The organism is Xanthomonas indica, assembly GCF_040529045.1.
Classification (GTDB): domain Bacteria; phylum Pseudomonadota; class Gammaproteobacteria; order Xanthomonadales; family Xanthomonadaceae; genus Xanthomonas_A; species Xanthomonas_A indica.
This window is the reverse complement of sequence record NZ_CP131914.1, coordinates 1,233,602-1,248,846: the sequence shown is the minus strand read 5'-3', so window position 1 is coordinate 1,248,846 and position 15,245 is coordinate 1,233,602. Positions and strand designations below refer to the sequence as shown.

The window sequence follows — 15,245 nt, the reverse complement described above, 5'->3', positions numbered from 1 at the left end:
ACCTGCAACACCCCATCGCCGCTGCGGCCCGGGACATCTGTGGAATGGATTGCGCATCTGGCCCATGCCGGCACCCTGCTGATCGTCAATGCGTTGCTCGCGGCGGTGTCCTCGGCGATGTTCCTGGCCCTGTACGTCACCGGCCGCAAGGAACGGCATGCGCGCAGCCTGTTGCTGCTGGCGCTGAGCTACGGCGTGTTCGCCCTGGGCTTCGGCACCCTGCTGGCGCCGGCCTGGCACTACATGGCGACCTGGGTCGCGCCCGCCGGCAACGTCACCCTCGACGTGGCCACCATCCTGACGCTCGTGGCGGTGAATGCCTACCTGCAGCGCCCGCTGCTGCAATGGACGTTGCTGGTACCGGTCGCGCTGCTGTGCGCACTGGAACTCTACAGCCTGCACTACACCGGCCTCGATCACCGGATCATGGTGATCTTCGGCGGCCTGGTGCGCGGCATGCTGACCGTGGCCACGGCGGTGGTGCTGTGGCGCCATGCCGACAGCACGGTGCGCGCGGCAGCGCGCTTCACCGCGGTCTTCCATTTCCTGTGGGCTGGCATGGTGGGGTTGCGGGTGGCCTGGTGGGCCTTCCATCCGGACGTCGACACCAGCTACGACCCGACCACCAACTTCGGCCTGCTCTCGCGCATCGTGCTGACCGCCAGCATCACCCCGGGCTTCCTCTGGATGCTGACCCGCGAAATGAACGCGGAGCTGACCCGACACGCCTCGCAGGATCCGCTCACCGGCGTGACCAACCGCCGGGTGATGTGGGAGCGCGGCGAGGCGGCGACGCTCGATGCCGCGCGCCGGCACGCGTCGATCGCGGTGCTGATGATCGACGTGGATCATTTCAAGGCAATCAACGACCGCTTCGGCCATGCCGTCGGCGACCAGGTGCTGGTCGCCATCGCGCAGACGCTGACGCAGCAGATCCGCCTGCCCGACCTGCTGGCGCGCATCGGCGGGGAGGAGTTCATGGTGCTGGTTCCGCAGGCCGACGAGGCGGGCGTGCGCGATCTCGCCGAGCGCCTACGGCGACGCATCGAACAGCAACAGATCGGCGCCGCGCAGGAGGCGCCGCTGGCGTGCACGGTGAGCATCGGCTATTGCCTGTCGCCAGGCGCGCAGGCGTCCTGGCAGGCCCTGGTGCTGGCGGCGGACCAGTCGCTGTACGCGGCCAAGCGCGCCGGCCGCAACCGGATCGCCGGCACCGCCATCGCATGATCGCCTGCCGCGGACCACACACGATCGCGGCGCCGCGCGCGGCATGAGTACCTGGCATCCGTCCCTGTACCGGCAGTGGTTCGCCGTCGCGCCCGCCACGGCGTTGCGACGACGACCGCTGGCGGTATCGGTGATGGACCGGCATGCGGCGATCGCGCGCTGCGCCGACGGCCGCCTGCTGGCGCTGGAAGACCGCTGCCCGCATCGGCACGCGCCGCTGTCGGCCGGCTGCGTCACCGGCGACGGCCTGTCCTGCCCGTATCACGGCTGGCGCTTCGACCACACCGGCGCCCTGCGCGAGATCCCCGGCCTGCCACCCGGGCAGACGCCGCCGGCCGTGCGGGTGCGCGCCTTCGCCGCGCGCGAGCACGACGGCCTGATCTGGCTGCGTCCCGATCCGGAAGGCGCGGACGCGCCGTCGCACCTGGTACAGGCGCTGCAGCCCTCGGCGCGGCGCTTCCTGTGGCGCACGCGCTGGGACGCGCACGTGGTCGATGCGCTGGAGAACTTCCTGGATCCGCTGCACACGCATCTGCTGCATCCGGGGCTGGTGCGACGCGGCGGCGCACGCACCGCCATGCGCGCCGAACTGCGCCACACCGAGGAAGGCTTCCACGTGGACTACCGCGGCGCCGCGGCGCAGAGCGGCTGGCTGTACCGCTTGTTCGAATCGCCGCGCACGCTGGAACGCGCGCATTTCGCCGCCCCTGGCAGCGCGCAGATCGAGTACCGCTATGCGCGCGGCGGCCGCGTGCGGATCAGCCTGCACTTCACCCCGCTCGGCGTGCGCAGCACCGAGGTCTTCGCCAGCCTGCACGTGGAGGGACGCTGGGCGCCGGCGTGGGCGGTGCGCCTGTTGGTGTGGCCGCTGCTGCGCCGGGTCGGCGAGCAGGACCGGCGCATGCTCGCACTGCAGTCGCGCAACCTGCAGCGCTACCCGGGCGCGCGCGGTGCCTCCACCGCGCTGGACCTGGTGCGCGAACCGCTGCGCCGCTACTGGGCAGGCGAGGCGCTGCCGGCGCCGGGCAGCGGCCACGACGTGGAGATCATGCTGTGACCGCGCCGAGCCGCTGCAGCACCTGCGGCAACGGCGCCGGGCGTCCCAGCAGATAACCCTGCACGCCGCCGCAGCCGTGCGCGCGCAGCCAGCGCAACTGCGCGTCGGTTTCCACGCCCTCGGCGACCACGTCCAGCCCCAGGCAATGCCCCAGGGTCAGCAGCGCCTGGCAGATCGAGGCGTTGCGCGGGTCGCGGTCCACCTCGGCGACGAAGCTGCGGTCGATCTTCAGCGTGTCCAGCGGCAGGTCGCGCAGATACGCCATGCTGGAGAACCCGGTGCCGACATCGTCCAGGGCCACGCGCACGCCCAGCGCGCGCAGTTGCCGCAGCACGTCGCCGGCCTGCTGCGGCTGCCGCATCAGGCTGCTCTCGGTCAGTTCCAGCTGCAGGCCGTCGGCGGCCAGCCCGGCATCGGTGCAGGCCTGCACCAGGTCGGCGACCAGATCGCCATCGAAGAACTGCAGCGCCGACACGTTCACCGCCACCGGCAGGTCCGGCCATCCGTGGTCGGCCAGTGCGCGGCGCGCGCGCGCCGCCGCGCGCAGCACCCACCGCCCCAGCGGCAGGATCAGCCCGGTGTCCTCGCACAACTGGATGAACGCATCCGGCGCAATGAAGCTGCCGTCGGCCTGCGGCCAGCGGATCAGGGCCTCGAGCTCGCGCGGCGCACCGCTGCCGGCGTGCATGATCGGCTGGAAGTGCAGTTCGAACTCCTGGCGCTCGATCGCCTGCTGGAGGCGTCCGGCCAGGCGCAGGCGTTCGCCGGTGCGTGCCGCCATGGCGCGGTCGAAGCGCACCAGGCTGCGGCCCTCGGCCTGTGCCGCATGCGCGGCCTGCGCGGCGCTGCCGATGGCCTCGTCGGCGTCGGCGGCATCGTCCGGACACAGCGCCACGCCGATGTGCGCCTGCAGTTGCTGGGCGAACTCGCCACCCTGCACCGGCGCATACAGCGCCTCCTGCAGCGCCTGCAAGGCCTGCGGCAGGGCCTGCGGATCCAGGATCGCCAGCACGAAGTCCTGCGCCGGCTGGTGCGCGCTCAGGCCGAAACGCTCGCCGAGCGCGCGAATGCGCGCGGCCACCGCGCTGCGCACCGCGTCGCCGACGGCGCGGCCCAGGGTGTCGCCGATCAAGGCCAGCCCGCGCACCTGCACGTAGGCGATGGCGTAGCCGCCGCGCTGGGCGCGCAAGGCGTCGGCGAGGGCGTGCGGCTTGAGCAGGCCGGTGCTGAACTCATGGCGCGCCAGATAGGCCAGTTCGCGCTCGTGGGCCACGCGCTCGGTGACGTCCTCGGCCAGGATCAGCCGCGCCGGCACGCCGCCGAATTCCAGGTCGGCGCTATGGATGCACACCGACAGCAGGCTGCCGTCCTTGCGCCGGTGCGTCCACATGCTCGGCGCATCGAACCCCTGCCGCGGTTTGCGCACGTCCTGCAGCAACCGCTCGGCATCCTCGGCCGGGCGCAGATCGCGCAGGTCCATCGTCAGGAATTCCTCGCGGCTGTAGCCGTACTGGCGCACTGCGGCCTGGTTCACTTCCAGGAAGCGCAGGCTGTCCACGGCGAACACCCAATACGGCAGCGGATTGCGATCGAACACCAGCCGGAACTGGCGCTCGGCATCGAGCAGACGCGCCTGCGCCGCCACGCGATCGCTGACGTCCTGCACCGCGCCGGTCATGCACATGCCCGTGCGGGTACGCACCAGCGCGCCACGCGCGGCCAGCCAGCGCAGGCGTCCATCGGGCAGATGCATGCGGTAGACAGTGTTGTAGTCCGCGCGCCCTTGCGCGGCGTCCTCGTACAACTGCTCCACTCGCGCGCGATCCTCGACGTGGAGCCGCTCCAGGAACGCCTCGATGGGCATCTGCATGCGTTGCAGGCCGAACATCGCCCCGGTCGGCTCGGACAGGCGCAGCACGCGCTCGGCGATGTCGATGCGCCATGTGCCGATGCCGCCCATGCCGTGCGCCAGGCGCAGGTCCTCGTCGCCGCGGCGCAGGCGCTGCAGCAGATGGCGCTGGCGCCGCTCGGCACGGCGCAGGCTGCCGAGCAGATAGCCCAGGCCGAGCAGGTACAGCACGTACACCAGCGCCGCCGCCGCGGCGAACCACCACCAGCCGGACAACGTCTCGCGCAGCCCCACGCCGGCCACCGCCAGCAAGGGATACGCGCCGCCACCGCTCAGCGCCAGGATCCGCGGCGTGCGGTCGAAGACATCGCGGTGCAGCCCCAGCGCGCCGCCGTGCGGCATCGGCTGCGCGAGTGCCAGCGGCAGCCGCGGCTGGCTGGCCGCAAGCAGGCGGCTGGCGGCCAGCAGCCTGCCCTGCGCGTCGGTCAGGGCGACGATGCCGTCGCGCCCGCTGTCGGTGCCTTGCACGATCCGCTGCAGCGCGGCCACCCGCCATTGCGCCTCCACCCAGCCGTCCGTTCCCCAGGGCACGGCCACCCGCACCACTGCCGTGCCATCGGCCAGGCGCAGCGGCGGGCTCACGCAGATCCGATCGCCGCAGCGCCCACGTTGCCGCCAGGCGCGCAGTTGCGCATCGCCGGCGCCGCCGAAGCGGCGTTGGCCCTGCGCATCCAGCAAGGCCACGTCGTGCAGCTCCGGATGCCGCGCCAGCAGGCCGCGCAACGAGGCGGCGATCAGGTCGGGCGCACGCACCGGCGTCTCCGCCAGCAATGCCTGCGCGCCCAGGCCTTCGCCATGCAGGGCCTGGCCGAGATTGTCCAGTTGCAGCTGCAGCAGCCGGTCGGCGCCGGTGGCCAGCGCCAGGCTCTGGCGCTGCGCCGCGGCCAGGCGGTTGTGGCGGTCCTGCGCCAGCACCAGCACCAGCCCCATGGCCAACAGCACCGCCAGCACCAGGCCCCAGGTCGCGATCGCCCGCAGCGGCGCGCGCGTGACGCGTCGCAGGCTGTGCCGAAAGCGATGGTCGCGCTTCCTGTCGGCGAGCGGCTTCTGCAGCATCGGGAGTGGGAACGGGCGGAAGGTGCTGGTTACAGCGGCCTGGGACCGGCGATCTTGACCGCGTGTGACGCGATGCTGCGTTCAGCGATGCGGATAAACCATTCAGTCCACTGCGGGCCACTGTGCCAGCTGCCGTGTCGGCAGGCCGACGCGGCGGCAGGCGCGCGCGGCGATGCCGTCGTGCAGCGCGACGCGGAACAGCGGCGCCACCTGCTGCAGCAACCAGGCCGGTACCGCCGGGCCGGTGCGCTGCAGCCGCGCCTGCCGCAGCATGGCGCTGGCCCACGGCGGCAACAACGCCGCACCGGCGCCCAGGAACAGTTCGCGCGACAGTCCGGGGGCCGGCACCGGCAGGCGCAGGCCGGCCAGCACCGCCAGCACCTCGCGCGACCGCGCATCCACCCGCAACTGCGGCCGCTGCCGGTCGAAATAGGCCAGCACCGCCGCCTCGCTGGCCGGGACCTCGCGTGCACCCAGCGCCTCGGCGACGCGCCGCCCTTCGTCGTAGTAGCGGTCGGCGATCGCGCCGGGGACCGCGCGGCAGTAGCGGCGATACCCCTGCAGGAAGCCGTAGGCCTCGGTCACGTGCACCCAGGTCAGCAGCGCCGGATCGTCGGCGGCATAGGCGCGCCCGTCCGGCGTGTGGCCGCGCACGCGGGCATGGATCGTGCGGACCCAGGCGATCTGGCGCTGCGCCGCGTCGGTGGGCGCGTAGCTGGTGGCGGCGACGAACTGGGTGGTGCGGCGCAGGCGCCCGACCAGATCCTCGCGGAAGTTGGAATGGTCGTAGACCCCGGCCAGCGCCAACGGGTGCAGGGTCTGCAGCAGCAACGCGCACAGCCCGCCGGCCAGCATCCCGGGAAACTCGGCATGGATGCGCCAGGTGACGCTGTCCGGACCGAACAGACCGAGGTCGCCGAGCGGCTGGTCGTAGTCGATGGCGTCGCGCTCGCGCGGGAACGCGCCCAGCACCCAGCGACGGATCTGGGTGGTGGCCGGAGCGGAGAGGGTACGCAGCAGCGAAGGCATGCGCCGATGCTAGCGGAGACGGCGCGAGCGCCGTGCGATGGCGTATGGCGCACAGCGGCCGCGCCGCATGTGCGACCGCAGCATGCACTTTGCAGCCGCTGTGCTAGAAAGAAGCTGCCTCAAGATCGCCCGCCGACGTTCCGCGTCCGTCACCGCATCTGCAAGGAGCCCGTCATGTTCGCATTGTTCAAAGGCTTGGGATTGCTGCTCGAGGACAACGCGCTGCACCAGCGCTCGTTTCCCGAACAGGTCGCGCACTGGCAGCACAAGAGCGAGGCGCAGATCCGCGACGAAGTGGCATTGCTGGCCAAGGCCAAGCAGCAGTGGCTGGTGGCCTCGATCATCGGCTGGCAGGCCATCTCGCTGATCCTGCTCGGCGTGATCACCGCGCAGCTGTGGCAACACGACTACCACCTGACCTTCTCGCGCATCGTCATCGTGGTCACCTCGTGGGTGGCGATCCTGTTCGTGATCTGGTTCATCGCCAACATGTTCGACCGCACCGCCGGCTTCGAGCGCTGGCTCACCGCGTTCAACAGCCGCGAACCGCTCTCCGCCGATGCCGACACCGTGGAGTGCGTGGCCGACGCGCTGAACATGGCACGCAAGTACCCGGAGATCCTCGCCTACAAGCGCGAAGTGGTGGCCAACCGCGAACTGCGCCACGAGGACATCCGGATCATGCGCGAGATGGGCCGCATCCGCCTGCATGCCGAACTGGTCGCCTCGCTGATCCAGTTCGAAGGCACCCCGCCCGGCGGCCAGCCCGGCGTGTTCCGCGTCGCCGGCTGAGCCCGCGCCACACGCACGCCACGCACGCCGCGCGCGCCATCTGCACGATGGCGCGGCGAAGATCTGCAACCAACGCGACCGCGCCATGCGGTCGCCGTCGCGCGCACGAGTGGCCAAGCCTCTGCGGCGCGCGCTGCTGCGCATCCCGCTGCGCGCCCGAGCGCCAAGCTGCACTGGCGTGCAGCATCGCCGCGATGCCGGCCGCCTGCAGCGTCTCCACCCCACCAACGACGACCGTGTCGCCGCGACGCCCGGTGCAGCCGGCGACGACCTGCGTTCGCGGCCACGGGCATTCCCAACCGGCGCTTCGCGAAATATAATCATTCTCGATTAGAACCTTCACCCCCGGTCTCGATGACACTGCACCCCCTGTCCTGCGCCTGCCTGCTGGGCATGGCGCTGTCCCTGCCTGCGCACGCAACCACCGCCGACACCGCCGCGGACGCCGAAAGCGGCGCCGATGCCGCGCAGGCGACCGCCCTGCCCACGGTGCAGGTGCGCGCCGACGCGCAGCGCGGCTTCCGCGCCACCGGGCCGGTGCAGGCCGACAAGTCCGATGCGCTGCTGGCGCAGACGCCGTTCTCGATCACCGTGGTGCCGCGCGCGCTGCTGGACAGCCAGCAGGCGCTGAGCCTGTCCGATGCCCTGCACAACGTCTCCGGGGTGGTCGCCAACACCTACGGCCGGCGCGGCTGGGACGACCTGATCATCCGTGGCCAGACTGCCTCCGACGCGCTGTTCGTCGACGGCCTGCGCACCGCCGACAGCAACCGCGTGGCCGAGCAACTGTTCGGCGTGCAGCAGGTGGAGGTGCTGAAGGGCCCGGCCTCGCTGCTGTACGGGCAGGTGCTGCCGGGCGGCCTGGTCAACCTGATCAGCAAGCGCCCCGGCGCCGAGCCGATGCGGCGGGTGGACCTGAGCGTGGGCAGCGACGGCCTGCGCCAGGGCAGCGTGGATCTCAACCAGCCGCTGTCGGCCGACGGCAAGGTGGCGCTGCGCCTCAACGGGCTGGCGATGAACAGCGACGATCCCACCGACCACGTGTATTTCCGCAGCCGCTGGATCGCCCCGTCGCTGTCGCTGGACCTGGGCCCGCGCACCGACTTCGTGCTGCTGACCAGCTACCAGGAACGCGACTACATCCGCCAGCAGGGCCTGCCCTGGGAAGGCAGCGCCGAGCCCAACCGCAATGGCCGGATCGACCGCGCGCTGTTCACCGGCGAACCCGGGCAGCGGCCGTACCACAGCCACCAGAGCCGGATCGGCTACGTGCTCGATCACCGCTTCGACAACGGCTGGACCCTGCACCACGCCGCACGCTGGCAGAGTTTCGGCTTGAATGGGTTCCTGATCGCCAACAACGGCCTGGCCGCCGATCTGCGCACGCTGCGCCGCACCGCCACTCAGCAACAGTTCGACGGCCGTACCTGGGTCCAGGACACCTACCTGCAGGGCGGCTTCGCCACCGGTACCTGGCAGCACACGGTCACCGCCGGCCTGGACGCGTTCAAGACCTGGGAATGGAACGTGCAGTCGACCTGCCGCGTCGGCACCCTGGACGTGTATGCACCGGTCTACGACAGCGCCGTGGTCTGCCCGGCCCGGCCCAACCGCGACAACCTCAGCGTGGTGACCTCGGGCGGCCTGTATCTGCGCGACCGCATCCAGTTCGCACCCGACTGGCAATTGCTGCTGGGCCTGCGCCACGACCGCAGCCGCAACCGCAGCGAGGACCACCTGGCCGGCACCGACACGCGCAACGACAACAGTGCGACCACAGGCTCGGCAGCGCTGATGTTCGACGCCGGTGGCGGCCTGCGCCCGTATGTCAGCGTGGCCACCTCGTTCTATCCCAACGTCGGCACCGACGCGCAGGGCGCGCAGTTCGACCCCGAACGCGGGCGCCAGGTGGAACTGGGCGTCAAGATGGAAGTGAGCAGCAGCACCAGCCTGAGCATGGCGCTGTACGACCTGCGCCGACGCAATGTGCTGCAGACCGATCCGTTCAACGACGGCTACAGCATCGCCGTGGGCGAGCAACGCAGCCGCGGCCTGGAGCTCAACGCCGCCGCCGACCTGGGCAGCGGGCTGAGCCTGTTCGGCGGCTACGCCTATACCGATGCCGTAGTCACCGACGACGGCGGCCAACGCGTGAGCAGCGTCGGCAGCCGCCTGAACAACGTGCCGCGGCACAGCGGTTCGCTCTGGCTGCAGTACGCCGCCCACGGCGCGGCCGACGGCTGGAGCGTCAGCGGCGGCGTGCGCGCCGAAGGCGAGAAGACCGCCTACGGCCACCGCATCCCGGGTTATCTGGTGGTCGATGCCGGCCTCGGCTACCGCCAGGGCCATTGGCGCTACGCGCTGAACCTGAAGAACGCCTTCGACCGCGACTACTACACCGGCGGCCTGCAACGCGCCGTGGCCCTGGGCGACCCGCGCACGCTGCTGTTCTCGGTGGGCGTGGATTACTGAGGTGGCGCGCGTCGTTGCGCACGACGCGACACCGGTCGCACCAGCGTGGTGCCGGATCGCGGGACAGCCTCCTGTGGGAGCGCCCTCAGTCGCGACGCGAGACGCCATCCGGCAACTCCGTTGCAGAGGCGTCGGGACTGAAGTCCCTCCCACAACAGCGGCGATCGGATGGACAGTCGCATGCGCGGGCGAATCCGGCGATGCGATGCGGCGCATCGGTCGACCTCGCGGCCAGGTCGCGGCTGAAGCCGCTCCTACGCTGTCCAGTGCCGGATCGCAGCGAGCCGTTCTGTAGGAGCGGCTTCAGCCGCGACGCATGACGTCATCCGGCAGCCCTGCGGGAACGCTTCTTGTGGGAGCGACGTCAGCCGCGACGCGAGACGTCATCCGGCAGCTCCGCGGGAATGCCTCCTGCGCATTCAAAGGTGATTAACCCATCACTCTCGGCGCTGCTGCGGCCACCGGCGCATTGCTGGCCCGGCGACCAGGGTAGTAGCGGCGCGGGGTTCGACACGGCCACCGCAGCTTCGGAGCACAGGCCGCCGGGCGGCAGCGGCAGCGCGTAGGTGCCAGGCCGGCGCTGGCCGCCCGCCAAGGTCGCCCAGCGCCTGGGCAGCGCAGGTTCGTTCTAGACTCTATGTCCGACCAGGGGAACCAGGATGCGCCAACAGCACCTCCCATGCAGCGACATGCCGAGCCTCGCCCGACGCGATGCATCGCCGGCGGCCGCGCCCTGCCCCGCCGCCAGGCCCACCGAGCGTCGCGCGCGACCGCTGTTGCGATGCACGTAATCCTGGCGACGGAGTCGATCCGGTATCCGCTGACCGGCGTCGGCCGCTACACACAGGAACTGGCCACGCAGCTGGCGGCCCTGCCGCAGATCGCGTCGCTGCGCTTCCTGCATGGCCGGCACCTGCGCCAGGACCTGCCGGCACCGGGCCCGGCGCCGACGCTGGTGCCGTGGCTGCGCGACCGGCTGTCAGGCATCCGGCCGGCCGTCGACGTGTACCGGCGGCTGCACAACGCGGCCAGGTCGCGCGCGCTGCGCGGCCAGGCGCCGGCCCTGTTCCATGGCTGCAACTACTATCTGCCGGCGTTCGACGGCCCCTGCGTCGCCACCTTCCACGACGTCTCGATCTATCGCTGGGCCGAGTGCCATCGGGCCGACCGGGTGCGCTACATGCGCAAGGAACTCGCGCTGTCGCTGCGCCGCGCACAGTTGATCCTGACTGTCTCGGAATTCTCGCGGCAGGAAATCGCCGCGCAATTCGACTGGCCGCTGGCACGCATCCGCGCCATTCCGCTGGCCGGCAATGCGGCCTTCCGCCCGCACCGCGCGGAGGAACTGCAGGCGCCGCTGCAGGCGCTGGGCCTGCAGGCCGACGGCTACACGCTGTTCCTGGGCACGATCGAGCCACGCAAGAACCTGCAGACGCTGCTGCAGGCCTATGCCGCGCTGCCGGCGGCGCTGCGCACACGCTGGCCGCTGGTGGTGGCCGGCCATCCCGGCTGGCACAGCGAGGCACTGCACCAGCGCATGGCGCAGGCGCAACGCGACGGCTGGCTGCGTTACCTGGGCTATGTGGAGGAGACGCGGCTGCCGGCGCTGGTCGCCGGCGCACGGCTGTTCGTGTTCCCGTCGCTCTACGAGGGGTTCGGCCTGCCGGTACTGGAAGCGATGGGCAGCGGCACAGCGGTGCTGTGTTCCAATGCGGCGGCGCTGCCCGAGGTCGCCGGCGACGCAGCGGCGCTGTTCGATCCCGGCGATACCGATGCGCTGATCGGCTTGCTCGCGCGCGGCCTGGACGATGCGGCGTGGCGCACGACGCTCAGCGCAGCCGGGCGCCGTCGTGCTGCGGAATTCGATTGGCGCATCTGCGCCGCGCGCACCGCCGACGCCTATCGCGACGCGATGCGCGCATGAAGCACGGACGCTGAGGCTGATGCGCGTTCTGCATGTCTACAAGACCGCCCTGCCCGACTCCACCGGCGGGATCGAGCAGGTGGTGCATACGCTGGCGCAGCACGCCCAGGCACGCGGGGCGCACTGCGACGTGCTGGCACTGTGCGGCGATGCTGCGCAGGCCGGCACCCGGATCCATGCCGGCTACACGCTGCATCGGCTGCAGCGCATCGCCGAGGTCGCGTCCATGCCGGTTTCGCTCGGCCTGGTACGGCGCTACGCACAACTGGCGCGCCGTGCCGACCTGATCCATTACCACTTCCCGTGGCCGTTCATGGATGTCCTGCACTTCGCCGCCTCGGCGGGCACCCCGTCGGTGCTCACCTATCATTCGGACATCGTGCGGCAACGGCAGTTGCTGCGCCTGTACCGGCCATTGCAGCGGCGCTTCCTGCGCAGCGTCGGCCGCATCGTCGCCACCTCGCCGAACTACCTGGCCAGCAGCGCGGTGCTGGCCGAGCACCGCGCCAAGGTCAGCGTCATTCCCATCGGCCTGGATGACGCGCCAGCACACGCAGCGTCGGCGCAGCGGGTGGAGGCCTGGCGCGCGCGGCTGGGCCCGCGCTTCCTGTTGTTCGTGGGGGTACTGCGCTACTACAAGGGACTGCGCGTCCTGCTGCAGGCGGCGCAGGGCCTGCAGATCCCGATCGCGATCGCGGGCGACGGCCCGGAGGCGGCCGCCCTGCGCGCGCAGGCACAGGCGCTGGGGCTGTCCCACGTGCACTTTCTCGGCCACGTGGACGAAGCCGACAAGCATGCGCTGCTCGCCGCCTGCGCGGCGCTGGTGTTCCCCTCGCATCTGCGCTCCGAAGCGTTCGGGATCTCCTTGCTGGAAGCGGCGATGCACGCCAAGCCGATGATCTCCTGCGAGATCGGCACCGGCACCAGTTTCGTCAACGTCGCCGGCGAGACCGGCCTGGTGGTGCCGCCGGGCGATCCGCTGGCCTTGCGCGACGCGATGCGCTATCTGTGGGACCATCCACAGATCGCCGCGGCCTACGGGGGGCACGCGGAAGCGCGATACCGGCGGTTGTTCACCGCCGATGGCATGGTCGACGCCTATCTGGCGCTGTACCGCGATGTCTGCGGCGCGCGCGGGACGGCAGACGGGGAACAGGGATGAGGGACGCGGGGACGCACGGGAACAACGCACTGCAGGCGCTTCGCGCGCGGGATAGACACGCATGAGGCTGCTGGGCAGGCCGCTGCCGCGGGCAGTGACATCGGGCATGGTCGGCGATGCGATGGCGCTGGCGGCGACGCTGCTGAAGGTGGCCGATGCCGCGGTCATCGTCGGCAGCGGGCTGCTGGCCTATGCCGTGCGCGCGGGACAGGCCAGCCTGCCCGATGCGCCGCGCTATCCGTACGCCCTGCTGGCCGGCGCCGCGCTGGCGTTGCTGGTGTTCTCGCAACTGGCGCTGTACCGCAGCTGGCGCCTGGCGCTGCCGACGATGATGCTGGGCCGGTTGCTGCTCGGCTGGGGCGTGGTCCTGGGGGTGCTTGCGTCGCTGAGCTTCTTGAGCAAGACCGGCCCTAGCTTCTCGCGCTTGTGGTTCCTGTACTGGGCGGTGATCGGCGCAGGCGGCCTGGTCGGCGTGCGCGTGGCCGCGGACCGGCTGCTGCGCTGGCTGCATCGGCATGGCGTCGGCACCCGCCGGATCGCGGTGCTGGGGCCGCCGGAGCGGGTCGAACAGGTCGGCGCGCGGATCTGCCAGGGACCGTGGTCGGGGCTGCAGTGGGTGCCGTCGCCGGCGGCGATCCGCAGCGGCGACCTCGCCGCCCTGCCGCAGTGGCTGGATCTGCACGGCATCGCCGAGGTGTGGCTGACCTGGCCGATGCGCGAGGAGGCGCTGATCCGCGAGAGCATGCGCCGCCTCGATGCCAGCAGCGTGGACGTGCGCTGGGTGCCGGACATCTTCGCCTTCGGCATGATCCACCACGGCATTGCCGAGGTGGCGGGCATGCCGCTGCTGGAACTGTCGGTGCGGCCGCTGTCGCGCACCGCGCAATGGCTCAAGAACGTCACCGACAAGCTGCTGGCCGCGCTGATCCTGCTGCTGAGCAGCCCGTTGCTGCTGGTGCTGGCGCTGGGCGTCAAACTGTCCGGGCCGGGGCCGGTGCTGTTCCGGCAGATCCGGCACGGTTGGGACGGACGCCCCTTCGAACTGTGGAAGTTCCGCAGCATGCGCCTGCACGACAGCGCCGATGCCGCGCCGCAGACGCCCCGCGGCGACCCGCGGGTGACCCGCTTCGGCGCCTTCATGCGCCGCACCAGCCTGGACGAGCTGCCGCAGTTCTTCAACGTGCTGCAGGGGCGCATGTCCATCGTCGGGCCGCGCCCGCACGCGCTGGCACACAACGCGCAGTACCAGGATCTGGTGCCGAACTATCTGCAACGCCACCGGGTCAAGCCCGGCATCACCGGCTGGGCGCAGGTGAACGGGCTGCGCGGCGAAACCGATACGGTGGAGAAGATGCGCAAGCGCATCGACTACGACCTGTACTACATCCAGCACTGGTCGCTGTGGCTGGACCTGAGCATCATCGCGCAGACCGGCGCGATCGTGCTGTTCGATCGCGACGCGTATTGACCGCTGGACCTGGGGAGTCCGAATCACATGCACATCAGCTACGTTCTCGGCACCCGCCCGGAGATCATCAAACTGGCCTCGCTGATCGCCGCCAGCGTGCGCGACGGCCTGCGCTTCTCGATCGTGCATACCAACCAGCACTATGCCGAGACGATGGACCGCATCTTCTTCGACGAGCTGGAGCTGCCGCGCGCGCACTACAACCTCGGGGTCGGCTCGGCGCCGCACGCCACCCAGATCGGCCGCATGCTGTGCGGCATCGAGCCGGTACTGGAACACACCCAGCCGGACGTGGTGGTGGTGCAGGGCGACACCAACAGCGCGCTCGCCGGCGCCATGGCCGCCAACAAGCGCGGCATCGCGGTGGCGCACGTGGAGGCGGGATTGCGCAGCCGCGACCACAGCATGCCGGAAGAAGTGAACCGGGTGCTGATCGACCGCATGTCCGATTACCTGTTCTGCCCCACCGCGCTGCAGGCGCAGATCCTGCGCGAGGAAGGCCTGGCGGCGGCGAACATCCGGGTCACCGGCAACACCGTGGCGGATGCGACGCTGGCGCACGCGCGCACCGCGCTGCGGTGTTCGGACATCCTGCAGCGGCTGGGCCTGCAGCAGGGCGGCTACCACCTGCTGACCTGCCACCGGCGCTCCAACACCGACGACCCGCAGCATTTCGCCGCGCTGATGCAGGCGGTGGCCGCGATCTCCGAGGACGCCGGCGTGCCGTTGATCTTCCCGATGCATCCGCGCCTGGCGAGCATGGGCAATGCCGCATCGGCGCGGCATCGCTGTCTGCGCGCGATCGGGCCGGTCGGCTACCTGGACATGCTGGCGCTGCAGCAGGGCGCGTCGCTGATCATGACCGACAGCGGCGGCATCCAGGAAGAAGCCTGCATCCTGCAGCGCAAGTGCCTGGTGCTGCGCACCAACACCGAACGCCCGGAGACCCTGCAGGTCGGCGGCGCGGAGTTGCCGTTGAGCCTGGACATGCGCGGCCTGCGTGCGGCGGCCGACACGCTGCTGGCGCGCACGGTGGCCTGGCGCAATCCGTTCGGCGACGGCCATGCCTACCGGGACATCCTGGACACGCTGCTGGGCACGGCGGTCGAACAACCCGCGCCGCAGCGCGTGCGTCACGCCTGAGCGCTA

The 15,245-nt window shown here is 71.0% G+C and carries 10 protein-coding genes; 8 read left to right on the top strand and 2 right to left on the bottom strand.

The features are described 5' to 3' along the window. The first annotated feature begins 39 nt into the window (after positions 1-39). Both Q7W82_RS05300 and Q7W82_RS05295 read left to right on the top strand, forming a co-directional pair. Positions 40-1,227 carry a GGDEF domain-containing protein gene (locus Q7W82_RS05300; protein WP_242159601.1) on the top strand — a complete coding sequence of 396 codons (1,188 nt, stop codon included), beginning with the start codon at positions 40-42 and terminating at the stop codon, positions 1,225-1,227. A 43-nt stretch (positions 1,228-1,270) separates the two neighbouring features. Further along, a complete protein-coding gene (locus Q7W82_RS05295) occupies positions 1,271-2,284 on the top strand; it encodes a Rieske 2Fe-2S domain-containing protein (protein WP_242159600.1) in 1,014 nt (337 codons plus the stop codon). Here Q7W82_RS05295 and Q7W82_RS05290 read toward each other — a convergent pair. Beyond that, positions 2,274-5,249, bottom strand: a complete 2,976-nt coding sequence (locus Q7W82_RS05290; protein WP_242159599.1) for an EAL domain-containing protein — start codon at positions 5,247-5,249, stop codon at positions 2,274-2,276. The two genes, Q7W82_RS05295 and Q7W82_RS05290, sit on opposite strands and share 11 nt — an antisense overlap. 102 nt (positions 5,250-5,351) lie before the next feature. Beyond that, on the bottom strand, positions 5,352-6,278 hold the full coding sequence (locus tag Q7W82_RS05285) for an oxygenase MpaB family protein (RefSeq protein ID WP_242159598.1): 927 nt from the start codon (positions 6,276-6,278) through the stop codon (positions 5,352-5,354). 174 nt (positions 6,279-6,452) lie between these two features. On the opposite strand from Q7W82_RS05285, the gene Q7W82_RS05280 reads away from it, so the two are divergent. The 6 genes from Q7W82_RS05280 to wecB all read left to right on the top strand — a co-directional run bounded on the left by Q7W82_RS05280 (position 6,453) and on the right by wecB (position 15,239). Continuing rightward, entirely contained in the window at positions 6,453-7,070 is a 618-nt protein-coding gene (locus tag Q7W82_RS05280; RefSeq protein ID WP_160946235.1) for a hypothetical protein, read from the top strand. A 354-nt stretch (positions 7,071-7,424) separates the two neighbouring features. Then, on the top strand, positions 7,425-9,542 hold the full coding sequence (locus tag Q7W82_RS05275; RefSeq protein ID WP_242159594.1) for a TonB-dependent siderophore receptor: 2,118 nt from the start codon (positions 7,425-7,427) through the stop codon (positions 9,540-9,542). A 781-nt stretch (positions 9,543-10,323) separates the two neighbouring features. Then, on the top strand, positions 10,324-11,466 hold the full coding sequence (locus Q7W82_RS05270; protein ID WP_242159592.1) for a glycosyltransferase family 1 protein: 1,143 nt from the start codon (positions 10,324-10,326) through the stop codon (positions 11,464-11,466). Positions 11,467-11,485: 19 nt separating this feature from the next. After that, a complete protein-coding gene (locus tag Q7W82_RS05265; RefSeq protein ID WP_242159590.1) occupies positions 11,486-12,628 on the top strand; it encodes a glycosyltransferase in 1,143 nt (380 codons plus the stop codon). Positions 12,629-12,689: 61 nt separating this feature from the next. Continuing rightward, positions 12,690-14,096 carry an undecaprenyl-phosphate glucose phosphotransferase gene (locus Q7W82_RS05260; RefSeq protein WP_242159588.1) on the top strand — a complete coding sequence of 469 codons (1,407 nt, stop codon included), beginning with the start codon at positions 12,690-12,692 and terminating at the stop codon, positions 14,094-14,096. 27 nt (positions 14,097-14,123) lie between these two features. Next, positions 14,124-15,239, top strand: coding sequence for a UDP-N-acetylglucosamine 2-epimerase (non-hydrolyzing) (gene wecB, locus Q7W82_RS05255; RefSeq protein WP_242159587.1), 1,116 nt, complete (start codon positions 14,124-14,126; stop codon positions 15,237-15,239). The last annotated feature ends 6 nt before the right edge of the window (positions 15,240-15,245 follow it).

What these genes read in the sequence shown, in the direction of transcription:
- Q7W82_RS05295 (WP_242159600.1), top strand. Translation starts at nt 1,271, where the DNA reads ATGAGTACCTGGCATCCGTCCCTGTACCGGCAGTGGTTCGCCGTCGCG.
- Q7W82_RS05290 (WP_242159599.1), bottom strand. Translation starts at nt 5,249, where the DNA reads ATGCTGCAGAAGCCGCTCGCCGACAGGAAGCGCGACCATCGCTTTCGG.
- Q7W82_RS05285 (WP_242159598.1), bottom strand. Translation starts at nt 6,278, where the DNA reads ATGCCTTCGCTGCTGCGTACCCTCTCCGCTCCGGCCACCACCCAGATC.
- Q7W82_RS05280 (WP_160946235.1), top strand. Translation starts at nt 6,453, where the DNA reads ATGTTCGCATTGTTCAAAGGCTTGGGATTGCTGCTCGAGGACAACGCG.
- Q7W82_RS05275 (WP_242159594.1), top strand. Translation starts at nt 7,425, where the DNA reads ATGACACTGCACCCCCTGTCCTGCGCCTGCCTGCTGGGCATGGCGCTG.
- Q7W82_RS05270 (WP_242159592.1), top strand. Translation starts at nt 10,324, where the DNA reads ATGCACGTAATCCTGGCGACGGAGTCGATCCGGTATCCGCTGACCGGC.
- Q7W82_RS05265 (WP_242159590.1), top strand. Translation starts at nt 11,486, where the DNA reads ATGCGCGTTCTGCATGTCTACAAGACCGCCCTGCCCGACTCCACCGGC.
- Q7W82_RS05260 (WP_242159588.1), top strand. Translation starts at nt 12,690, where the DNA reads ATGAGGCTGCTGGGCAGGCCGCTGCCGCGGGCAGTGACATCGGGCATG.
- wecB (WP_242159587.1), top strand. Translation starts at nt 14,124, where the DNA reads ATGCACATCAGCTACGTTCTCGGCACCCGCCCGGAGATCATCAAACTG.